Origin of the sequence: Isoptericola sp. NPDC019693, from assembly GCF_044389085.1 — a bacterium.
Taxonomy (GTDB): Bacteria; Actinomycetota; Actinomycetes; order Actinomycetales; family Cellulomonadaceae; genus Isoptericola.
In genome coordinates this window covers 60969-82748 of the sequence record NZ_JBIRXP010000003.1, presented here as the reverse complement: position 1 = coordinate 82748, position 21780 = coordinate 60969, and the positions used below count along the sequence as shown (strand labels likewise).

15 protein-coding genes are annotated in these 21780 nt (G+C 74.9%); 8 read left to right on the top strand and 7 right to left on the bottom strand.

Translation table 11 applies throughout. The features are described from left to right. Nucleotides 1-122: 122 nt before the first annotated feature. Nucleotides 123-2393: an LLM class flavin-dependent oxidoreductase gene (locus tag ACH436_RS09450; RefSeq protein WP_430559948.1), complete on the bottom strand. Its 2271-nt coding sequence runs from the start codon at nt 2391-2393 to the stop codon at nt 123-125. Nucleotides 2394-2504: 111 nt separating this feature from the next. Between ACH436_RS09450 and ACH436_RS09445 the strand changes: the two genes are divergently transcribed. After that, nucleotides 2505-3029 (top strand): MarR family winged helix-turn-helix transcriptional regulator, encoded by a 525-nt coding sequence (locus tag ACH436_RS09445; RefSeq protein ID WP_430559947.1) that lies wholly within the window; start codon nt 2505-2507, stop codon nt 3027-3029. A gap of 218 nt (nt 3030-3247) precedes the next feature. Here ACH436_RS09445 and ACH436_RS09440 read toward each other — a convergent pair whose 3' ends face one another. Further along, the gene (locus tag ACH436_RS09440) at nt 3248-4171 is read right to left on the bottom strand and encodes an alpha/beta hydrolase (RefSeq protein WP_430559946.1); all 924 of its coding nucleotides are present in this window, start codon (nt 4169-4171) and stop codon (nt 3248-3250) included. Between the two features lie 104 nt (nt 4172-4275). Here ACH436_RS09440 and ACH436_RS09435 point away from each other — a divergent pair, with 104 nt between their 5' ends. The 4 genes from ACH436_RS09435 (at nt 4276) to ACH436_RS09420 (ending at nt 7869) form a co-directional block, all read left to right on the top strand. Further along, nucleotides 4276-5118 carry a helix-turn-helix domain-containing protein gene (locus tag ACH436_RS09435; RefSeq protein WP_430559945.1) on the top strand — a complete coding sequence of 281 codons (843 nt, stop codon included), beginning with the start codon at nt 4276-4278 and terminating at the stop codon, nt 5116-5118. Beyond that, nucleotides 5115-5471 (top strand): DUF2255 family protein, encoded by a 357-nt coding sequence (locus ACH436_RS09430; protein ID WP_430559944.1) that lies wholly within the window; start codon nt 5115-5117, stop codon nt 5469-5471. The genes ACH436_RS09435 and ACH436_RS09430 overlap by 4 nt, the downstream gene beginning before the upstream one ends. A gap of 139 nt (nt 5472-5610) precedes the next feature. Continuing rightward, nucleotides 5611-6264 carry a response regulator gene (locus ACH436_RS09425; protein WP_430559943.1) on the top strand — a complete coding sequence of 218 codons (654 nt, stop codon included), beginning with the start codon at nt 5611-5613 and terminating at the stop codon, nt 6262-6264. Nucleotides 6265-6300: 36 nt separating this feature from the next. Then, on the top strand, nt 6301-7869 hold the full coding sequence (locus ACH436_RS09420; protein ID WP_430559942.1) for a histidine kinase: 1569 nt from the start codon (nt 6301-6303) through the stop codon (nt 7867-7869). Here ACH436_RS09420 and ACH436_RS09415 read toward each other — a convergent pair. Next, nucleotides 7850-8209 carry a response regulator transcription factor gene (locus ACH436_RS09415; protein ID WP_430559941.1) on the bottom strand — a complete coding sequence of 120 codons (360 nt, stop codon included), beginning with the start codon at nt 8207-8209 and terminating at the stop codon, nt 7850-7852. The two genes, ACH436_RS09420 and ACH436_RS09415, sit on opposite strands and share 20 nt — an antisense overlap. A 213-nt stretch (nt 8210-8422) precedes the next feature. Here ACH436_RS09415 and ACH436_RS09410 point away from each other — a divergent pair, with 213 nt between their 5' ends. The 3 genes from ACH436_RS09410 to ACH436_RS09400 all read left to right on the top strand — a co-directional run bounded on the left by ACH436_RS09410 (nt 8423) and on the right by ACH436_RS09400 (nt 14629). Beyond that, on the top strand, nt 8423-11281 hold the full coding sequence (locus ACH436_RS09410; protein ID WP_430559940.1) for an AAA family ATPase: 2859 nt from the start codon (nt 8423-8425) through the stop codon (nt 11279-11281). Between the two features lie 175 nt (nt 11282-11456). Beyond that, nucleotides 11457-13418, top strand: a complete 1962-nt coding sequence (locus ACH436_RS09405; RefSeq protein ID WP_430559939.1) for a DUF6807 family protein — start codon at nt 11457-11459, stop codon at nt 13416-13418. Between the two features lie 44 nt (nt 13419-13462). Further along, nucleotides 13463-14629, top strand: coding sequence for a Gfo/Idh/MocA family protein (locus tag ACH436_RS09400; protein ID WP_430559938.1), 1167 nt, complete (start codon nt 13463-13465; stop codon nt 14627-14629). A gap of 106 nt (nt 14630-14735) precedes the next feature. Here ACH436_RS09400 and ACH436_RS09395 read toward each other — a convergent pair whose 3' ends face one another. The 4 genes from ACH436_RS09395 to ACH436_RS09380 all read right to left on the bottom strand — a co-directional run bounded on the left by ACH436_RS09395 (nt 14736) and on the right by ACH436_RS09380 (nt 21767). Next, a complete protein-coding gene (locus tag ACH436_RS09395; RefSeq protein WP_430559937.1) occupies nt 14736-16112 on the bottom strand; it encodes a Gfo/Idh/MocA family protein in 1377 nt (458 codons plus the stop codon). Between the two features lie 230 nt (nt 16113-16342). Continuing rightward, a complete protein-coding gene (locus tag ACH436_RS09390; RefSeq protein WP_430559936.1) occupies nt 16343-17389 on the bottom strand; it encodes a beta-ketoacyl-ACP synthase III in 1047 nt (348 codons plus the stop codon). A gap of 59 nt (nt 17390-17448) precedes the next feature. After that, a complete protein-coding gene (locus tag ACH436_RS09385) occupies nt 17449-19449 on the bottom strand; it encodes a rhamnogalacturonan lyase (RefSeq protein WP_430559935.1) in 2001 nt (666 codons plus the stop codon). After that, a complete protein-coding gene (locus ACH436_RS09380) occupies nt 19446-21767 on the bottom strand; it encodes a GDSL-type esterase/lipase family protein (RefSeq protein ID WP_430559934.1) in 2322 nt (773 codons plus the stop codon). The genes ACH436_RS09385 and ACH436_RS09380 overlap by 4 nt, the downstream gene beginning before the upstream one ends. Nucleotides 21768-21780 lie beyond the last annotated feature (13 nt).

Genomic DNA, 21780 nt, shown 5'->3' with positions numbered 1-21780 from the left:
GGCGGTGGGGGTTGTTGGAGACGGTCGCCCAGGTGGCGTCGCGGGGGGTGGGTGTGGGGGTGTGGGGCGCCGGGGGGGGCCCCCCCCGGGCGCCGCCCCCCCCCCCCCCGCCCACGACACGGTCAGCTGCCGGCCGGCGGCACCGGGAAGTTGGCGCGGAACACGTTGTCCGGGTCCCAGTCGCGCTTCACCTCGCGCAGGCGGGTGAGCGTGGGCTCCGGGAAAGCGTCGCTGATCCGCTCGGGCCGGGTGTCGGTGTCGAACGACAGGTACAGCCCGTCCGTGTGGGGGGCGACGAGCGCGTCCCACGCCGCGTCCAGCCGACCCTGCGACGATGACATCGCCGACAGCAGGAAGTTCTGGTGCCGGTGCGCGTACGCCGTCGCGTCCGGGGCCACGTCGTTCCCCGCCCCGCCGGTGGCCCGGATCTGCAGGAAGTACGCCTCCCCCGACAGCGCGAGCTTCTCGAACGCCTGGCTGGTGGCCGCGTCCAGGTGGTCGACGAGACCCGACCGCACGGCCGGGTCACCGCCGCCGGAGTGATGCTTGTCGCCCGCCTGCACGACGCCCGAGTACGGCAGCAGGTACGCCTGGTGGGCCAGCAGCGGACCCGCCTCGGCGAGGCGCTCGAGCTGCTCGACGGCCGCGTCCGTGTCGTCGCCCGCCCACACGGTCATGAGCTGGGCGACGGGCCCCTGGCCGCCGCGGCCCGGGGACAGGATGAGGAAGCTGGTGAGCTCGCGCGGGGCGGACTCGACGGTGTGCCCCCAGCGCTCCAGCAGCCCGGCGACGTCGGTCGCGTCGAGCGTCATCTGCGAGAACACGACGTCGCCCAGCTCCATCGCCTCGACCTCGAGCCACGTGACGACGCCCAGGTTGCCCCCGGCGCCGCGCAGCCCCCAGAACAGGTCGGCGTTCTCGTCGGCGGACGCGCGCACGACGCGCCCGTCGGCCGTCACGACCTCCGCGGCGACCACGTGGTCGATCGTCAGGCCGAACGTGCGCCCGAGGAACCCGACGCCGCCCGCGGTGGCGAGCCCGCCCACGCCCACGCCGCCGTAGTCGCCCGAGCTGATCGCCCAGCCGCGGGGCGCGAGGGTCTCCGCGACCCGGCCCCACGTGACCCCGGCGTCCAGGCGCACCCGCCGCGTCGCCTCGTCGACGACCTCGACCTGGTCGAGGGCACCCAGGTCGACGACGATCCCGCCGTCGTTCGTCGACCGGCCGCTGATGCCGTGCCCGCCCGACCGCACCCCGAGCGGCACGTCCTGCGTCCGGGCGAACCGCACCGCCTCGGCCACCTGCTCCGCGTCGCGCGGGCGCAGGACCAGGCCCGGCGCGCCGGAGCGCAGATAGTTGTGCCGCACCGCGTCGTACCCGCGGTCGCCGGGCTCGACGGCGGAGCCCGCGAGCGCCGCGGGCACCGCCGCGTAGTCGATGCCGGGCCGCCGCAGCGCGATCGCGTGCGAGCCGCGCTGCGTGGCGGCGGGCACGGTGCCCGACGTCGCCCGCTCGCGCGCCACCAGCTCGCGGACCGCGGGCGCGACCTCCTGGCCGTAGACCTGGATGAGGGTCGGGTCGTCGGCGGCGAGAATGACGGTGCCGATGCCGTCCTCGAGCGCGAGGGCCGCCAGCTCGTCGACCCACTGCTCCACCGGCCCCTGCAGGAAGCCTTGCGGCTGCGCGGTCACCGCGCCCTGCACGTTGAGCAGGCGCCGGATCTCGGCGGGGTGGCGGCCCGCCTCCTGCGCGGCCTCGTCGATGATCGCGTGCCCGCGCTGCAGGTCGCCGTCCTTGAGGTACGCGAGCGACGGCAGCCAGCCGTCGGCCTTGCGGGCGATGAGCCGCAGCATGCGCGGCTTGAGCGCGCCGAGCCAGATCGGGACGTCGTGGGCGGGCTCGGGCCCGCGCTTGGCGCCGACGACGCGATGGTGGTCGCCCTCGACCCGCAGCGCGCGGCGCTCCCGGCCGTCCCAGAGGCCGCGGATGATGTCGAGCGCCTCCTCGAGCGCGTCGACGGACTCGCCCGGGGTGAGTCGGGTGCCGCCCATCGCGACGATCGGGTCCCAGAACCCGCCGGCGCCCAGCCCGAGCGCAGCCCGGCCCCCGGACAGCAGATCGAGGGACGCGACGGCGCGCGCGAGCACCGCGGGCGGCCGCAGCGGCAGGTTGAGCACGTTGCCCGCGACGGTGACGCGCTCGGTCTGCGCCGCCACCCACGACAGCAGCGTCCACGTGTCGAGGAACCCGGGCTGGTACGGGTGGTCCTGGAACGTCACCAGGTCGAGCCCGGCCGCCTCGGTGACCTGCGCCAGCCGCACCGGCTGCTGCGGGTCGTGGTTCGTGGGGGTGAGGAACGTGCCGAAGACCAGGTCGTGGCCGTAGTCCGTCATGCGGGACCTTTCGCGGGAGTACCGCTCCCGTCTCCGGGAGATCGTCTGTTGCACAGACGATATCAGCGGCAACTCTTCTGACCGACCGCGCATTCCGCGTACGATGACTCCGTGAGCACCACCACCGAGCCGACGCGCAGCACGACGACCGCGGCGCGTCCGGACGCGCCGTCGCCGCTGGGCTGGTCCCTCGCCGCGCTGCTGCGCGAGTGGAGCGCCCGCGTCGCCGCCGCGTGCGCGGACGTGCCGCACGGGGGCCGCGGGTACGAGGTGCTCGCCGCCGTCACCCACGACGCCCCGCCCACCCAGGCGGCGCTCGCCGCCCGGCTCGGCATCGACCGCACCGTCATGACGTACCTGCTCGACGAGCTGGCCGGCTGCGGGCTGGTCGAGCGCCGGCCCGACCCGGCCGACCGGCGCGCACGCCGGATCGTCATGACCGACCACGGACGCGCCGTCCTGGCCGATCTCGACGCGCGCGTGCACGTCGCGGAGGACGAGCTGCTCGCCGGCCTGGACGACGCCGAGCGCACCGCCCTGCGCCACCTGCTCGAGCGTGCCGCCACCGGCGCCGCGCCGGGCGACGACCGGTGCGCCGTCGTCGCGCGGGCGATCCCCGCACCGGACGGTCGCTGACTGCCAGGGCGGCCTGGTCACCGACCTGCTCCATCTGCTGGGCCTCTGATTCCCTGACGAAGTCGCGCCGCACCACGAATGGTGCGGCGCGACTTTTTCTTCCCCCCGACGCTGCGGGATGCAAGAAATGCCGGGACGCCATCTTTGAGGCCGTGCGGCGCGCTGTTCCAGCACCGTTACCGGCGCACTCCCGCACCCGGACGGGCCACCGTCCCGGGCTACTCGGCGGCGAGCCCCGCCGTGAAGAACTCGGTGAGCTTGTCGACGGCGGGCCCGACGTGCTGGGGCCGGTCGTAGAGGTCGACGTGGCTGGCGCCCTCGATCCAGTGGAGCTCCTTGGGCTCGCGCGCGTCGGCGAAGGCCAGCTCGCCCAGGTGCTTCGTGGCCGCCTCGGTGCCCTGGACGATGAGCAGCGGACGCGGGGCGATCATGCCGACGAAGCGGAACTGGTCGGACGTCGCGATGCGGTCGATGCTCGAGAGCGTGAACTCCGTGGCCGACCGCGGGTGCCGTCCCCGGTCCGTGCAGTAGTACTCGTAGCCTTCGCCGCCGTGCCGGCCACCGGCCGCCCACGCCTCCTCGGCGGTGGCGGGGAAGACCGGGAACGTCCCCGCCGGAGCGCCGTGGGCCTCGGCGGTGCGTGCCGCCGCGGCGGCGTCGAGCATGGCCTGGACGACGGCCGGGTCCTGGGTGCCGTCGGCACCCTCGCGGAACTGGCGTCCGACGTCGACGCCGCTGACGGTGGCCAGGGCGCGCACGCGGTGGTCGCCCGCGGCGGCGGCGATGCCGTAGCCGCCCGAGGCGCAGATGCCGAGCATGCCGATCCGGCCCGGGTCGACCTCAGGGCGCGTGGTGAGGTAGGAGACGGCGGCCTTGAGGTCCTCGACCCGCTGCGCGGGGTCCTCCAGGCCACGCGGCAGCCCGCCGCTCTCGCCCTGGTACGCCGCGTCGAACGCGAGAGTCGCGAACCCCCGCTCGGCCAGGCGTGCGGCGTACGTCCCGGCGGTCTGCTCCTTCACCCCCGTCCCGGGGTGGCCGACCACGACGGCCGGCAGCGGCGCCGTCCCGCAGCGCTCGGGGAGGAAGAGATGGCCGGCGAGAGAGATGCCGGCGCTGTCGAAGGTGACATCGGTGCGGTTCATGCGACCAGGCTGTGACAGCCTTCCGCGCCGCAACAGGCGCAGCTTCCTGCCTGGGAAGGTTCCTGCCCTCCCACGCGCGGCCGGGCGCTCCCAGAATGGTCGGCATGGGAGACAAGGACGGGCTCGGCACGTTCCTCAAGGCACGGCGGGCCGCGCTGCACCCGGCCACGGTCGGGCTGCCCGACGGCGACGGCTGGCGCAGGGTTGCCGGCCTGCGCCGCGAGGAGGTGGCCCAGCTCGCGTCGATCAGCGTCGACTACTACACGCGGCTCGAGCAGGGCCGGGTGCCGGCGTCGGCCGCGGTGCTCGACACCCTGGCCGCGGCGCTGCGTCTCGACGAGGACCAGCGGCGCTACCTCTACGAGGTCGCGGGGAAGCCGGAGGCGCGTCGGCGCCGCCGCAGCCGGCAGGCCGTGCGGCCGGCGATGCGGCGGCTGCTCGAGCGCCTCACCGACACGCCGACGCTGGTGCTCGGCAGGCGGATGGACGTGCTGGCCTGGAACGACGCGGCGGCCGCCCTCTTCACCGACTTCGGCGCCGTGCCCCCTGCGCAGCGCAACTACGTCCGGCTGCTGTTCACGCATCCCGGCGTGCGCGGGCTGCACGCGCGGTGGGAGCACGACGCACGGGACGCCGTCGCCGCACTGCGCATGGAGGCCGCCACCGACCCCGACGACCCCGAGCTCGCCCGGCTGGTCGGCGAGCTCGCGGTGCTCGACGCGGACTTCCGCCGCTGGTGGGCGGAGCATCGGGTCAACAGCGCCACGTACGGCACCAAGCGGTATCGCCACCCCCTGGTCGGCGACCTCACCCTCGACTGCGACACCTGGTCCAGCCCGGACGGCAGCGGCCAGCGCCTCATGGTGCTGACGGCCGAGACCGGCTCGCCGGCCGAGGAGGCGTTGCGCATCCTCGCCTCCTGGACCGCGACGGAGCCGGTCCGGTGAGCGCCTGGTCCCCCGCCGCTCTCGCGACGCTCCAAGACGGGTCCTCCCTGCACCTCTCGGCGGGCCCGGGGCCTCTCGAGGTCGAGCTCGGCATGGTCGTCGCCGACGGCGAGCTCTACCTGCGCGCCCAGCGCGGCGCCGCCTCGCAGTGGTACCGCGCCGCGATCGACCACGGCGTGGGCCGCGTCCGGGTCGACGGCCAGACCTTCGAGGTGCGTCTCGAGGCCGCGGGCCGGCGCGCTCTCCCGGCCGTCGACGCGGCGTACCGGCACAAGTACGGGGCGCTCGCCGCCTTCGCGTCCGGCGCGACGGCGCGCGCCGCCACGCTGCGCGTCCTGCCCCGGGCGGGGTGACGCCCGTCCGCACGACCGGACGGGGCCGCGTGCCCGCGTGCCCGCGTCGTGCGGCCCGTCCCGTCGGACGTGCCGCACGCCCGGGTGGGTCCGGTGCGATACTCGGCGCCATGCCGACATGTGCAGTGACGGGGCGGTCGTGAGCGGGCTGCGTGTGGTGGTCGCCGACGACGACGTCCTGCTCCGCGAGGGGTTGGCCAGCCTCCTCTCCGCACCGGACTACGACGTCGTGGGCCAGGCGGCCGACGCCGACGACCTGCTGAGCCTCGTGCGCGAGCACCGACCGGACCTTGTTCTGGTCGACATCAGGATGCCCCCCACGTTCACGACCGAGGGGTTGGACGCGGCGGCGGTGATCCGCGACGAGCTGCCCGAGACGGGGGTCCTGGTCCTGTCGGCGCACGTCGAGGTGGACCACGCGATGACGCTGCTGGGCGACGGCCGCCGCGTCGGGTACCTGCTCAAGAGCCGCGTGGTGGACCTGGAGGACTTTCTCGACAGCGTGGAGCGGGTCGCGCGCGGGGGCTCCGTCGTCGACCCCGCGCTGATCCAGGAGCTCGTGTCGGCCCAGCACCGGGAGGACCCGCTCGACGTGCTGAGCAGCCGCGAGCGCGACGTCCTGGCGCTGATGGCTCAAGGCCGTTCGAACGCCGGGATCGCGCAGCAGCTGTGGGTGACCGAGGGGACCGTCGAGAAGCACGTCCGGAGCATCATGCTCAAGCTCGACCTGCCAGAGGCAGAGACGGACAACCGCCGGGTCCTCGCGGTGATGAGGTTCCTCGAGAGCCGCTGAGGCTCGGGCCGGCCGAGAGCGACGGAGGGTGCGGTGGTGAGCACGGTGGACGACGGACCGGTCGAACGGTCGCGCCGCGACGGCGGGGCCTGGCGCAGGCGGCTGCTGCCCGGCGACCCGCGAGGGACGGACGTCGCGTGGCCGGTCCCGGTCCTGGCGGTGCTGGCGGTCGGCCTCGCGCTGCTGCTCTTCGGCGTCCAGTCGCTGGTGCTCGTGCTGGTGGGCGGACCGGTCGTGGCCCTGGTGCTCGCGCTGGCCAGCGTGGCGCTGATCCTGCGGACGGCGCACGCCGGGCTGGACCTCTACGCCGTCCCGCTCGCTCTCGCGACGATCCTCGCGTTCGACTTCTTCTACCTCAAACCCCTGCGCACCTTCGGGGTGCGGGACTACGAGAACTGGGGCGCGCTGGCGCTCTACCTGGTCGCGATCGTCCTGGTGTGCGCGGTGAGCGCCCGCACGCGGCGGCGGCTGGGGACCCTGGACCGGGCACAGGTCGCCCTGTCCGACGAGCTGGCGGCGCTGCGCCGGATCGCCCGGCTGTCCACGGCCGACGCGTCTCCGGCCGAGGTCTTCGCGGCGACCGCGAAGGAGGTCGGGCGTCTCGGCGCCGTCGACGCCGTGCGCGTCCTGGAGTACGAGCCCGACGGGACGGCGACCGTGGTGGCGGCCTGGGGCGACCCGGGGATGCTGGACGTGGGCGAGCGGATGCCTCTGGACGGCGACAGCGTGACGCTCAGGGTGCTGCGCTCGGGCGAGACGTCGCGGCTGGACCGCTACGACACGCCACGCGGTGCCGTGGCCGAGCGGGCCGCGTCCGGCCGGATCAGCGCCGCGGTCGGGTTTCCCGTCCACCTCGCTGGACGCCTGTGGGGTGTCCTCGCCGTGGGCTCGCGCCACGGCGTCCCCCTCTCGCCCGCGGTCGAGGAACGGCTCGCGGACTTCACCGGGCTGGTGGCCATGGTGTTCTCCAACGCGCGCGACCGGGCCGAGCTGATGGCCTCCCGCACCCGCATCGTCGTCGCGGTCGACGAGACCCGACGGCGTCTCGAACGGGACCTGCACGACGGCATCCAGCAGCGCCTCGTCTCGCTGTCCCTGGACGTCCGGCGGGTGCAGGGTCGTGTCCCTCCGGGGCTCGAGGACGCGCAGGGCGAGCTGCACGAGATCGGCAGAAGGCTCTCCGAGGCGGTCGACGAGCTCCGGGAGCTCGCCCGTGGGATCCATCCGGCGATCCTCGAGACCGGAGGGCTCCGCGCGGCCCTGCGGTCCCTCGCGAGGCGCTCGGCCGTGCCCGTCGAGCTCGCCCTCGAGGTCGACGGGAGGCTCCCGGCCAGCGTCGAGATCGCGGTGTACTACCTCGTCTCCGAGGCGATCACGAACGCCACCAAGCACGCGGGAGGGACCGTGGTCCGGGTGGGGGTCGCCCGCGTGGGTGCGGAGCTCACGGTCGTCGTCGAGGACGACGGCGTCGGTGGCGCCGACCCGCGCCACGGCTCCGGGCTGGTCGGCATGGAGGACCGGGTGCAGGCGCTCGGCGGCCGGATGGCCCTCACGAGCGCACCCGGCGCCGGCACGACGCTGGAGTTCACCCTCCCGGCCGCATGATCGCGCGGATCGCGTCCGCGGAGACGGCGGCCTTCGTCACGAAGCCTGCCGCGGGCGACGAGTCGAGCAGGTCGTCGATCTCGTCGGCACTGCGCGTCGAGATGAGCACCAGTGTCGGCCCGCCGGCCCGGGCGAGCCGGTGCACGACGTCGAACCCGCTCTCGTCCCCGAGCGCGACGTCGACGAGCACGACGTCGGGCCGCAGCCTGTCGCACAGGTCGACGGCCTCGCCGCCGCCCCCCGCGGACCCGACGACCCGCATCCCCTCGCGTTCGAGAAGAGCCTGCGCGGCCGCGACGTAGACCGCGCTGTCGTCCACGATCACGACTCTGGTCTCCATGCGTCGATCATCGGTGCGCTCCGGACAGGGGCGCATTGCGGGTAGCCGGAATCACGCCCGCGGCCGCGCACGAGGCGTACCGGCTACCCGGTAGTCCTCCTGCATGCTGCCCTGACCCCGCGACTCCCGGTGACGGCGACGCGCGACCCGACCGGGGAGCGCGAGGGTGGAGCTGTCGGGAACCGACCCGGCCCGGACGACGAGGGGCGCGTGATGAGCATGCGGACCGACGCGGCGCTGGAGCTGGACCTGGTGGGACGCGACCGCGAGCTGCGGGCCCTGGACGATCTCCTCACCGACGTCCGTGGCGGCCGTGCCCAGGTCGTGGTGCTTCGCGGTGACGGCGGGGCGGGGAAGTCCGCTCTGCTCGACCGGCTCGGTGCCCGCGCGCACGGATGCACCGTCCTGCGGGTGACGGGCGCCGAGTCGGAGGCCGGGCTCGACTACGCCGGCCTGCACCAGCTCGTGGCGCCCTTGTCGGGCATGATCGACCGGCTCCCGGCGCCGCAGCGCTCGGCGCTTCGCTCCGCGTTCGGGCTCCAGGACGACGGGCGCGAGCCCGACCCGTTCCTCGTGGCCCTCGCCGTGCTGGGCGTGGTCAAGGAGGCGAGCGCGCAGCGGCCGCTGGTCTGCCTGATCGACGACGCGCACCGGCTCGATCCCGTGTCGTGCGACGTCTTCGCGTTCGTCGGCAGGCGCCTCGCCGCCGACGCCGTGCTCGTCGCGTTCGCGGCGCCGCCGCTGCCCGGCTCGGAGGCCCTCTCGGGCTTCCACGAGCTGACGGTCGCGGGGCTGGACGACCGGGCCGCGCGCACGCTGCTGCGGTCCGTCGTGCCGGGCCCGCTCGACGAGGCGGTCCTGCGTCGCATCGTGTCCGAGGCGGGCGGGAACCCCCTCGTGCTCCTCGAGGAGTCACGCGGGCTGAGCGGCGACCGGCTGGCCGGCGGCTTCGCGACACCGGCTCCGGGGGTGCAGCCGGACGGGTTCGCCGCGAGCCTCCGCGGCCGGTTCGCGCGGCTGCCGAGGTCCACGCAGCGCCTGCTGCTGACCGTCGCGGCGGAGCCTCGCCAGGACCCGCTGACGATCTGGCGCGCCGCGCTCGCCCAGGGGCTCGGACCCGCGGACGGCGTGGCCGCGGAGGCCGAGGGACTCGCCGACCTGGGCGAGGTGCGCTTCGCCCATCCCCTGGTCCGTTCGACGGTCTACCGCGCGGCGTCCGACTCCGAGCGCCGGGCCGCGCACCGCGCCCTGGCCGACGCCACGGATCCCGACCTCGACCCCGACCGCCACGCGTGGCACCTCGCCCACGCGACCTCCGGGTGCGACGAGGGCGTCGCACTCGCGCTCGAGCGGTCGGCGGGACGGGCCCGCGCCCGCGGCGGGCTCGCCGCGGCCGCCGCGATCCGTGAGCTCGCCGTCGGGCTGACGCCGGACGCGGGACACCGCGCCGAGCGAGCGCTGCGCGCGGCGGACGACATGCTCCGGTCGGGTGCTCCCGGGCGTGCCCGGCAGCTGACGTCGGTCGCGGAGGCGGTCGACGCGGGACCACGGCGTGCCGCGGAGATCTACCGGCTGCGTGCCCAGGTCGCGGCAGCGTGCGGGAACCAGGAGGCGGAGTCCCTGGTCGTCGCTGCGCGCCGCCTCGAGGCCTTCGACCCGGGGCGGGCCGACGTCCTCTTCCGGGACGCGTTCTCCGCGGCCCTGGCCACGGCCCGGTCCGCGCGCCGGGACGGCGTGGTCGACGTCGCGGAGGCGATCCTCGCGGCCCGCCGCACCCCGTCACCCGCCGAGCGTCCGACGGCGGAGCTGCTCGGCGCCCTCGCCGGCCTCGTGACCGACGGCCACCGGGCCGGCGCACCACACCTCCGGGAGGCCCTGACCGCGGTGGTCGACGCGGAGCTCCCGGCGGAGGAGGCGGCCGGGTGGCTCTCGCTCGCCGCGCACGGCGCCGGCGCCGTGCTGGACGAGACGACGTGGCGCGCGCTCTCCACGAGGGCCGTCGAGGCCTCCCGCGGGAGCGGCTGGCTCCGGGTGCTCCTCGACGCGCTCGGGTCCCGCGTCGCGCTCGAGCTCCTGAGCGGCGACCTGTCGACCGCGACGTCCCTGGCGCGGGAGCGCGCGACCGTCGCCGCCGCGTCCAGGAAGCGGCCCCGGTCCTCCGGTCCCGCAGACCTCGTCGTCGCCGCCTGGCAGGGGGATGAGCGCCGGTTCCAGGCGCTCGCCACGGAAGGTGCCACGGACGCCGCGGCGGGCGGCGACGGGTCCTGGCCGACGGTGCACGCCTGGTCGTCGGCGTTGCTGCGCAATGCGCTCGGCGAGCACGGCGAGGCACTCGTCGCCGCCGAGGACGGATTCGCGCTCCCGGAGGGCCTCGCCGTCGCGACCTGGTCCGCGCTCGAGCTGGTGGAGGCGGCGGCCAGGGCCGGGCTGCCCGACCGGGGCCGGCGGGCGGCGCGCCACGTCGCCGACGCGGCCGGCGCCCACGCCACGGACTGGGCGCTCGGCACGGCGGCGCTGTGCTCCGCGCTGCTCGGCGACGGCCCCGAGGCCGAGGCGGGGTATCGCGAGGCGGTCGACCGACTGGGCCGTACCCGGCTGCGGTTCGTCCTGGCTCGCGCCCACCTCCTGTACGGCGAGTGGCTCCACGGTGCGGGCCGCGCTGCCGACGCGCGTGACCACCTCGGCACCGCCCACGACATGCTCGCCGACATGGGCGCGGACGGGTTCGCCGACCGCGCGGGACGCGGGCTCGGCGCGGTCGGCGGGCACGCGCCTCGTCGGTCGAGCGGTGCCCCGGCCGAGCTGACCAGCCAGGAGGCGGAGATCGCACGGCTCACCGCCCAGGGGCACACGAACCCCGAGATCGCGGCCCAGCTCTTCCTGAGTCCGCGGACCGTCGAGTGGCACCTGCGCAAGATCTTCGCCAAGCTCGGCGTCGGCTCGCGCAAGGAGATCCGCGACGCCATCCGGTGGACGCTCACGGACCGGCCCGGCGGGCCCGCCCACGCGACCGCGACCGGTCGACGCACGGGCGACAAGCTCGCCCTGCTGGCGCCCGGTGGAGCATCATGACCCGGTGGTGACCACCACCGCCCGGTCCTCCGGGGCGGCACGGCACTCGCTCGACCTCCCCCGCCCGGCCGCGGCCGACGATACGCTCGGGAACCGGTTGCTCCGCCGTTGAGAAACAACGAAGGAACCGGTTTCTAATGGTGTACGGTCGGCTCGTGAGCCCGAGGAGGCATCGATGCCTGAGCTGAACGTCCGGCGACCGTCCGTCACCATCGCGGACGTCGCCACCGCCGCGGGCGTCTCGCGCGCCACCGTCTCCCGCGTGATGAACGGTCGCAGCACCGTCGACCCCACCATCGCCGCGCGCGTGCAGGAGGCGGCGATCGACCTGAACTACCGCCCCAGCAACGTGGCGCGCAGCCTGTCGCTGGGGCGCACGGAGACGGTCGCGCTCGTCGTGCCCGACCTGGGCAACCCGGTGTTCCAGCAGATCCTGCGCGGCGTCACCTCCGCCGCCGCCGAGGACGGCTACCGGGTGCTCGTCGCCGACGCCGCCGAGGACCCGTCCGAGGAGGCGGCCATCGCCCGCGAGGCGCGCATGCGCTGCGACGCGCTCATCCTGGTCGCGCCCCGCATGCCCGGTGCCGCGCTCGACGCGCTGCTCCCGCTCGTGTCACCTGCCGCGGTGATCAACCGCGCGGTCGAGCACCCGGCCACGCCCAGCCTCGTCATCGACTACGAGGACGCCACCGTGCAGGTCGTGGAGCACCTCGTCGGCCTCGGGCACCACCGTCTCGCCTACCTTGCCGGTCCGCGCGCCGCCGCCACCGACACGGCCCGCCGCGCCGGCCTCGCCACCGCGCGAGAGCGCCACCCGGACCTCGAGATCGTCGAGCTGCCCGTGGGTGCCGACCTGGCCTCCGGTCACGCGGCCGCCGGCGAGGTGCTCGCGAGCCGCGCCACCGCCGTCGTCGCCTTCAACGACCTGGTGGCGTTCGGCCTGCTCGCCGCGCTCAACGAGGCCGGCGTCGCCGTGCCGGGCGACATCTCCGTGGCGGGCTTCGACGACATCGACCTCGCCCGCTACGCGACCCCCGGGCTGACCACCGTGTCCGTGCCCCAGGCGGAGCTCGGCCGGCAGGCGTGGCGCGAGCTGCACGCCGTCATCGACGACGACGCGCACCCGGCGAGCACGACCCGATTCACCGCACGCCTCGAGGCGCGCTCCAGCACCGGGCCGGTGCCGCGCAGCCTCGCGCGCGCCGTCGTCACCGAGCCCGAGCCCGCCGCGCCGCCCGAGACCGGCGTTTCCGCCCCCGGCCCGACCTGGTCCGTGGAGCCGCGCGAGATCGTGCTGCGGCACACGCGCGACCGGGTGCCGCTGGCGCGGTACGTCGGGGGCGACCGGCTGCCCGCCATCCACTCCCCGCGCCCGTACCTGCACCCGGTGCACTCGCTGGCGGGCGTGCCCCTCACCGAGGCCGAGCCCGTGGACCACCGGCACCACTACGGCGTGAGCATGGCGGTGGCCGACGTCAACGGCACCTCCTTCTGGGGCGGCCGCACCTTCGTGGCCGACGTCGGCCCGACCCTGCTGCCGAACCACGGCCGTCAGGTGAGCACCCGGGCGGAGGTCGACCCGCTCGCCCCGCACGTGCTGCACGACACCGTGCGCTGGGACGACGAGCACGGCGACCCGCTGCTCGACGAGCAGCGCCGGCTCGGCGCCCGCCTCCTCGGCGACGACACATGGGTGCTCGACTGGCGCACCACCCTGCACGCGGCGTACCGCCCGCTGGAGATCCGCTCCCCGGCCACCAACGGCCGCCCCGGGGCCGGGTACGGAGGTGTCTTCTGGCGGGCGCCGATCTCCCAGAGCACCGTCGTGCTGTCGCAGGAGGGCGAGGGCGAGGCCCTCGCCCACGGCAGCACGTCGCCCTGGGTCGCGTACGTCCAGCAGCACCACGACCCCTACGCCGAGGACCGGCCGACGACGCTGCTGCTCGCGCAGACGTCGCCCCCGCGGCGCTGGTTCCTGCGCGGTGCCGACTACCCCGGCGCGGGGCCCGCCCTCGCCTGGGACGCGCCGCTCGTCGTGCCCGCCGGCGGCACCGTCGAGACGGGCGTCGTGGCCGCGCTCGTCGACCGTGCGCTCGACCACGACGAGGCCGCGGCCCTGGCCGCCACGCTGCGCTGACCCCGCCCGACCCGGGCACCCGGCACGACACGGACAGGACGACGATGACCGACCCGACCTCCGACGGCCTCGCCCAGATCGCCCCCCAGATCGCGGTAGTGGGCCTGCACGGCCACGGCGCCTCGCACGTGCGCCGGGTGCTCGAGCTCCAGCGCGCCGGACGGGCGCGGCTCGCCGCCGTCGTCGACCCGCGCGAGCCCGGCCCCGGCCACGACGCGCACGACGCCGGGGTCCCCTGGTTCCCGACGCTCGGCGACCTGCTGTCGGCGCCCCGGGCGCGGGTGGACGTCGTCGTGCTGAGCACGCCCATCCCCACCCACCTGCCGCTCGCGCGCGCCGCCATGGAGGCCGGCATCGACGTGCTGCTCGAGAAGCCGACGACGGCGTCGCTCGCCGAGCACGCCGAGCTCGTCGCGGTGGCCGAACGTACGGGTCGCCGCTGCCAGGTGGGGTTCCAGACCTTCGGTTCGCACGCCCTGCCCGCGGCCGCGGACCTCCTCGCGCGCGGCGAGATCGGCGAGGTGCAGGGCCTCGGCGCCGTCGGCACGTGGGTGCGCACGGCGTCGTACTGGAGGCGCGCCGCGTGGGCGGGTCGCCGCCGGCTCGACGGGCGGGACGTCGTCGACGGCGTGGTGACCAACCCGCTGGCCCACGCGGTCGCGACCACGCTGCGGCTCGGCGGGGCGACCACCTCCCAGGACGTCGCCTGGGTGGACACCGACCTGTACCGCGCCAACCCGATCGAGGCCGACGACACGTCCTCGGTGCGGGTCAAGGACGCCGCCGGCCGGCGGTACGGCTTCGGCCTCACGCTGTGCGCGCCCGAGCGCTCCCCCGCCCGCGTGGTCGTCATCGGCTCCCGGGGCGAGCTGGTCCTCGAGTACGAGCACGACCGTCTGCTGCTGCGCACCGACGCCGTGCAGATGGACAAGACGTACGGCCGCACCTCGCTGCTGGAGGACCTGCTGGCCGCCCGCTCCGACGACCGCCGCTCCCTGCTGTGCGACGTCCGCGACACCGGAGCGTTCATGCGGGTGCTCGAGGCCGTGCGCACCAGCGCCGACCCGACGCCGATCGCGCCCGAGCACGTCGAGTGGCGGGGCGAGGGCGACGAGCGGCGCCCCGTCGTGCACGACGTCGAGCACTGGTGCGAGCAGGTCGCACGCACGCAGCGCACGTTCGCCGAGCTCGGGGCACCCTGGGCCACCTGACGGCCCCGCCGAGGTAGTTCCAGACGCGCCGAGGTAGTTCCGGCTTGGCCGAGGTAGTGGTCCAGTCCACTACCTCGGCAGAGCCGGAACTACCTCGGCGCAGGGTTCACAGGTCGATGCCCAGGCCCAGGTCGTCGAGGCGCACGGGGTCGCCCGTGGCGAGCGAACGGTTGCCGGCGTAGCCGATGCCCGACGCGCGCAGGCCGTCGCGGAAGCCCGCGGCGCGGCCGAGCGGGTCGGCCTCGGTGCGCCCCTGGAACACGTCGGCCAGGAGCAGGGCGTCGCCGCCGCCGTGGCCGCCGTGCCCGACGGCGACGATCGGCCGCTCCTCGGCGCGCTCCCAGTGCTTCTGCACGACGAGTCGCTCACCCTCGGGGCGCACGGTGTCCTCGCCGAAGGTCGCGGTGAAGCTCGGGTCGACGGTCGCCTTCCCGTCCGCGCCGAAGACGACGGACCCGCGCTCGACGACCTCGAGCTCGGCACGGCCGCGCGAACCGTTGACGACGACCCGGTAGCCCTCCCACGGCGCGCTGGCCGTGAGGGAGTAGGTGAGCACCGGACCGCCGGCGTACTCGACGACCAGCCCGAGGGTGTCCTCGGTGGTGATGCCGGCGTCGAACACGCTGCGGTCGCGCCGGTACCCGTCCACGGCCTGCGCCTCGGCCCCGTACAGCTGGGAGAGATAGGGGTCGGCGTCGACGTCGATGCGCCACGGGTCCACGCCCTGCTCGTTGAGGGCCTTCTCCCCCGCGGTGGGCTCGTACCCGGTGGCGTGCGCGGCGTCGTCGCCGTAGAACCGGCGGCCGCCGCTGGCGAAGACGCGCTGCGGGACGGCGTCGATCCACCAGTTGACGAGGTCGAAGTGGTGGCTGGACTTGTGCACGAGCAGGCCGCCGTTGTTGACCTTCTCGCGGTGCCAGCGGCGGAAGTAGTCGGCGCCGTGCACCGTGTCGAGGGCCCAGTCGAAGTGCACGCTCAGCACCTGCCCGATCTCGCCGGAGGCGATGAGCTCGCGCAGCGCGGAGTTCCGCGGCGAGTAGCGGTAGTTGAACGTCATCGTGAGGTCGCGGCCGGTCTCGGCGACGGCGTCGGCGATCTGTCGCGCCTCGTCCTCTGTCGCGGCGATCGGCTTCTCGACGACGACGTCCACGCCCGCGCGCAGCGCCCGGGACACGAGGTCGGCGTGGGTGTTGTCGACCGAGGTGACGATGAGCCGGTCGACCCGCTGCTCGTCGAGGGCCTTCTCCAGGTGGTCGGGGTGGTAGAGGGGACGCTCGCCGCCCACGACGGCGGCGACCTTCGCCTCGTGCACGGCGGCGCGCACCGGGTTGGGCTCCACCCACGCGACGATCTCGCCGTCGTCGGCGTGGTCCCCGATCAGCGCGTTCACGTACATGCCGGCGCGGTGGCCGGCGCCCGCGACGGCGTAGCGGCGGCGCTTTTCGCTGGTCGGGCTGCCGGTGGGGGTCGGGACGGAGGGCATCGTCGATCTCCTTGGGTGTCGCCTCGACGGCGACGTCGGGTAAGCGGTTTCCGACAGCCTACCCGAGCCCTGCCGACAACCCCACCCTCGCGAGGTAGTTCTTCCCTCGCCGAGGTAGTGGTCTGGTCCACTACCTCGGCGAGGGAAGAACTACCTCGCGGGAGGGAGAACTACCTCGGCGAGGGAAGAACTACCCCGCGCGAGGGAGAACTACCTCGGCGAGAGGGGGACTACCTCGACGGGGTGATGACGACCTGGCCGGCCCAGGTGAAGCCGCCGCCGAAGCCGAAGAGCAGCGCGGGGGTGTCCGCCGGGACCTTGCCGGAGTGCCACCACTTGGACAGCCCCATGGGGATCGAGGCCGCCGACGTGTTGCCCGACTCGGTGATGTCGGTGATCACGACGCGGTCCTCGAGACCCAGCGACTTGGCGAGGGGCTCGATGATGCGCAGGTTGGCCTGGTGCGCGGCCAGGACACCGATGTCGTCGAGGGTGAGCCCGGAGGCCTCGACGATCCGCCGGGCGCGGTCGGCGGCGCGGGTGATGGCCCACTTGAAGACGGCGCGGCCGTCCTGGACGAACTTGTCGGCGGGCGCCTCGATCCGCACGGCGGGCGTGATCTCGGGCTCGGAGCCCCAGACCACGGGCCCGACGGCGGGGGTGTCCGCGGCCTGCAGCACGACCGCGCCCGCGCCGTCGGCGGTGAGGATGCAGCTGCTGCGGTCGGACCAGTCGGTCACGGCGGTGAGCTTCTCCGAGCCGACGACGACGGCGGTGCGGGCGGACCCGGCGCGGATCGCCTGGTCGGCGACGCCCACGGCGTAGGCGAAGCCGGAGCAGGCGGTGTTGAGGTCGATGACGGCGGGCCCGACGACGCCGCGCAGGTCCGGCTCGTCCTCGCCCTCGGGGGTGCTCGCCCCGGGCTGGACGCCCGTCCGCAGCGCGTAGGCGACGCGGCCGGCCGTGTTCGGCGACCGGTCGAACGCCGTGGTGGTCGCGACGACCACGAGGTCGACGTCGGCGGCGGGGACGGCGGCGTCGTCCAGCGCGTGCCGGGCGGCGTGCGTGGCCATGTCCGCGACGGTGACGTGGTCGGCCGCGACGTGGCGCGTGACGATGCCGGTCCGGGAGCGGATCCACTCGTCGTTGGTCTCGACGAGCTGGGCGATGTCGTCGTTGGTCATGACCTTCTCGGGCTGGTGGTGCCCGAGGCCGACGATCCGGGACCCGGCGGCGCCCGCCGGCAGCGTCAGGGCGGGTGCGGAGGACTCACTCATGGGAGCGATCATCCCACCGCACCCGCCCTGGTCTCACCCGCGCTCGCGGGGCGGGCGGCTCAGCGGCCGACCTTCTCCCCCGGTCGCGACGGCGTCGTGTACGTCACGGCCGGGGCGGCGGGCCGCTCCATGCCCTCCCCGAGGAAGTACGACGTGTGCGGCGGCTGGTTGTAGGCGGTGTTCTGCCAGGCGACGCCGAGCCGGTAGACCGGGTCGGACATCAGGGTGCGCAGCCGGTGCTCGGTCGGGATCACCGTGGTGGCGATCCGCAGCGCCGTGGAGTCCTCGGTGCGGGTCACGATCTCCTCGCGCCAGTCGCCGAACAGGTCCGCCTGCAGGGCGGGGGTGCCCTTGGTGTCGTTGTTCGACAGCGTGCCGGTCGCGCGGTAGATCTCGACCTCCTCGCCGTTCTCGTAGTCCCACTTCGCGATCGTCGGCACGCCCGTGCGGGTGGCCTCGTCGAAGTCGTGGTCGCCGATCTCGGCGAGCAGGTCGCCGTCCCAGTACGTGAGGAAGTTGGCGGCCGGGATGGTGTTCCCGATCAGCTCCCCGGACGCGGCGTGCAGCTCGCCCACGCGAGAGTTCCACGCGGCGTCGCCGCCGACGGCCCAGCCCTCGGCGCCCGCGTACCGCGGGTCGATGTCGCCCGCGGCGGCACGCCCGGTGTCCCGCGTGGCGGGGATCGACCACAGCACCTCACCGGTCGCGGCGTCGCGGAACGTGGCGCCCCGGTTGCCCGACGCGCTCATCGACTCCTGGGCCGCGAAGACCTCGAGGCCCGGGCGGGACGGGTCGAGGTCGCCCACGTGCAGGGAGTCCCCGTGCCCGAGCCGCGTGTTGTACAGCGCGGTGCCGTCGTCGTCGATCGTCATCGAGCCGAAGACGATCTCGTCCTTCGCGTCGCCGTCGACGTCCGCGACGGCCAGGTTGTGGTTGCCCTGCCCCTCGTACTCCTTGCCCGCGTCGTTCGAGTCGAACACCCAGCGCTGCGTGAGGTGCTCGCCGTCGAAGTCGTAGGCCGCGATGACGGCCCGCGTGTAGTAGCCGCGCGAGAAGATCGCGCTCGGGTGCTCGCCGTCGAGGTACGCGGTGCCGGCGAGGAACCGGTCGACCCGGTTGCCGTACCCGTCGCCCCAGTCGGTCACCGTGCCGCGGGGCGGCGTGTAGTCGACCGTGTCGACGGCCGCACCCGTCTCGCCGTCGAAGAGGGTGAGGAACTCCGGCCCGGACAGGACGTAGCCGGACGCGTTGCGATGGTCGGCGTCCGCGTCGCCGATCACCGTGCCCGCGCCGTCGACCGTGGCGTCCGCCGTCTTGGCCATGACCTCGGCGCGGCCGTCGCCGTCGTAGTCGAACACCTGGAACTGGGTGTAGTGCGCGCCCGCACGGATGTTGCGGCCCAGGTCGACCCGCCACAGCCGCGTGCCGTCCAGCTCGTACGCGTCCAGGTAGACGTTGCCCGTGTACCCGCCCTTGGAGTTGTCCTGCGAGTTGGTCGGGTCCCACTTGAGCACGAGCTCGTACTCGCCGTCGCCGTCCACGTCGCCGACGGACGCGTCGTTCGCCCGGTAGGAGTACGCCTTGCCGTCCGGGGTGGTGCCGTCGGCCGGCTTGTCGAGCGGCACGTCGAGGGTCTGGTCGTCCCAGACGGCGAACGTGTCGGTGGCCCACCGCTCGACCGAGCTGCCGCCGGCGACGGCGCTCACCCGGTACGTCGAGCCCGCCGTCCCGTCGGGGTCGACGAGGTTGGTCGAGCCCTTGACCGGCCGGTCGGTGATCCGCTCGCCGTCCCGGTACACGTGGAAGCCGATCGCCTCCGGGTCGTCGCCGAGCATGCGCCAGCCGACGTAGACGCCGTCCGCGGTGGAGACCGCGACCGGCGAGCGGTCGAGTCGCTCGGCCTGGCGCTTCGGGGGCGTGGTGGTGCTGCTCGCGGACGTCGCGTCGTCCGCGGCGGAGGCGGGGGTGGCCGCCGCGGCCACCGGCAGCAGGAGCCCCAGGGCGAGTGCTCCGGCGGCCAGCGGGCGCGCCGCGCGGCCGCGGTCGGGTGAGGTGGTCATCGGTTCCCTCCGGTGGTGGTCGTGGCCTCGTCGTCGAGGCGCGTGATGGTCAGTCCGTTGAGCCAGCCCGACGCGACGACGTCGAGCCGGCCGTCGGTCACCTCGACCGGCGCCAGCACGCGCGTCGAGGTGCCGCCGCGGCCGGCGTTGGCCGAGCCGCGGTCCTCGCCCTCGAGGGTCACGCCGAGGCTGGCGGTGCCGAGCATGTCGCCCCACTCGACGGCGACGACGTAGGTGCCGTCCGCGACGTCGACGGCGATCGGCGTGCTCGCCGACGGCAGCAGGAAGTCGCGCTGCAGCGCCGTCGGCACGGGGTCGAAGCCCGTGCCGCGGTCGCGCCCGCCCGGGCCGGCCGTCGAGGTGAAGCCGTAGCCCTTCCCCTGGGAGTAGAGGGTCGTGTCGTCGAGCGGCAGGTAGCCGTCCATCGTCACGGCGGCCGCGGGCTGCACGTCGAAGCGGTAGAGCGGCTCCTTCGTGGTCAGCCGCAGCGCCTCGGACGGCGCGGAGTCGCCGCGGCCGTTCACGGCCACGACCCGCACGTCGTAGGACGCCCCCGCCTCGAGGCCCGTGAGGTCGACCCGCCCGAGGGTGGACGTGGTCCGCAGGGCGTACGCGTCGTCGCCGGCGCCTGCGTCCTTGAGCAGCACGCGGTAGACGTCGGCGCCGTCCACGGCGTCCCAGGTGAGGGTCGCGCCCGTGCCGGACACCGCCGAGGCGGCGAGCCCGGTGGGCGCGGCCGGCACGTCGGCGGGCGGCGCGGCCTCGACGACCTCGTCGGCGAGCGGGACGTCGAGACGGGCGGTGTCCTGCGCGACCAGGCGCGCCATCTGGATGGCGCCGTAGGCCTGGAAGTGCGTGTCGTCCTGCGTGCCGTTCGGGCGCGCCGGGTACACGCCGGCGGGCGCCCACAGGAACACCGACTTCGCGGCCTCGGGGCCGATCTCGTCCAGGTAGGCGCGGCTGGAGGCGGACAGGTCGACCAGCGGGGCGCCGGTCTCCTCCGCAAGGGCGCGCGCCTGCTCGACGTACTGCGGGAACGAGACGTTCGCGTGCCCGGCCGCGTCGAAGCTGCGCCGCGACACCGGGGTGACGAGGATCGGCGTCGCACCGCGCTGCCGCGCGCCGTCGACGAAGGTGCGCAGGTAGTTGCGGTAGTCGGCGGGTGCGGCGTAACGGTCGTCGACGCCGTAGCTGTTGTCGTTGTGCCCGAACTGCACGTAGAGGTAGTCGCCCGGGCGGATCTGGCGCAGCACCTCGTCGAGGCGGCCCTGACTGATGAAGTTCTTCGACGAGCGCCCGCCGATCGCGTGGTTGTCGACCGTGACGCCGTCCGCGAGGAACCGGTCGAGCATCTGCCCCCAGCCGGCCTGCGGCGCCCAGTAGTCGGTGTAGGTCTGCACGGTGGAGTCGCCGGTGACGAAGACGGTGGGCTCGGCGCCCGCCTCGCGCGGTGCCTGCGGGGTGATCGTGAGCGCGGCGAGGTTCGCCGCCGACCCCGCGAAGTCGAGGTTGAGCTGGCCGTCCACCAGCGCGATGTCGAACTCCGTCTCGAGGAACTCCCCCGCCGGCCTCTGCGTGGCGGGCACCTTGGCCATCTGCTCGGCGGTGATCGCGATGTCGGTCGCGGCCCCCGGATCGCCCGCGACGACGCCGACGGTGTAGTCGCCGTCCGGCAGGTCGATCACCAGCTCCGTGTCGCCGACCCGGACGAGGTCGGAGCGCAGGGGGTCGTCGCCGTCGCGCCGGACCGGGGTCACCTGGCCCGGGTCGACGAAACCGACGCGGCTCGCCTTCGAGTAGGCCGGGCCGGCGACGACCCGCGTCGCGCCGGGAGCGGTCGCTCCGTTGCCGAAGTCGAGCGTGAGGCCGCCGGAGGGGATCTGCGGGTCCGCGACACCCCCGCCCACCAGCGTGCCGACGGCGGCCGTGGACGACGGGGAGAGCGTCCCGTCGGCGCCGATCGCCTGGGCGCGGTAGTAGTGCACGGCGGTGGTGTCGACGGCGTCGGTCGCGTGGACCGTGCGCTCGTCGGTGCGCGCCACCTCGGTGTACTCGCCGTCGACGGCGTCGCTGCGCGAGAGCACGTAGCCGACGGCGCCCTGCACCTCGTTCCACCGCATGGTCAGCGCGCCGTCGACGGCGTGGGCGACGCGGACGGCGGCGGGGGCGGGCACGTCGGCGGCCGCCGCGCTCGATGCGGCGCCGACGGTCGCGGACAGGCCCGCGAGGACCAGGCCGACGGTCGTCGCCCCCGCGGCGAGGGCGCGGCAGGCGGGTCCGGCGGCGCGGCGGTCGGGAGATGGGGTAGCGCTTTCCAACGATGGGCGCGCT

Bases quoted from the DNA above. Each gene is read 5' to 3' on its own strand.
- ACH436_RS09435 (WP_430559945.1), top strand. From the start codon at position 4,276: ATGGGAGACAAGGACGGGCTCGGCACGTTCCTCAAGGCACGGCGGGCC.
- ACH436_RS09450 (WP_430559948.1), bottom strand. From the start codon at position 2,393: ATGACGGACTACGGCCACGACCTGGTCTTCGGCACGTTCCTCACCCCC.
- ACH436_RS09385 (WP_430559935.1), bottom strand. From the start codon at position 19,449: ATGACCACCTCACCCGACCGCGGCCGCGCGGCGCGCCCGCTGGCCGCC.
- ACH436_RS09395 (WP_430559937.1), bottom strand. From the start codon at position 16,112: ATGCCCTCCGTCCCGACCCCCACCGGCAGCCCGACCAGCGAAAAGCGC.
- ACH436_RS09390 (WP_430559936.1), bottom strand. From the start codon at position 17,389: ATGAGTGAGTCCTCCGCACCCGCCCTGACGCTGCCGGCGGGCGCCGCC.
- ACH436_RS09415 (WP_430559941.1), bottom strand. From the start codon at position 8,209: ATGGAGACCAGAGTCGTGATCGTGGACGACAGCGCGGTCTACGTCGCG.
- ACH436_RS09410 (WP_430559940.1), top strand. From the start codon at position 8,423: ATGAGCATGCGGACCGACGCGGCGCTGGAGCTGGACCTGGTGGGACGC.
- ACH436_RS09400 (WP_430559938.1), top strand. From the start codon at position 13,463: ATGACCGACCCGACCTCCGACGGCCTCGCCCAGATCGCCCCCCAGATC.
- ACH436_RS09405 (WP_430559939.1), top strand. From the start codon at position 11,457: ATGCCTGAGCTGAACGTCCGGCGACCGTCCGTCACCATCGCGGACGTC.
- ACH436_RS09440 (WP_430559946.1), bottom strand. From the start codon at position 4,171: ATGAACCGCACCGATGTCACCTTCGACAGCGCCGGCATCTCTCTCGCC.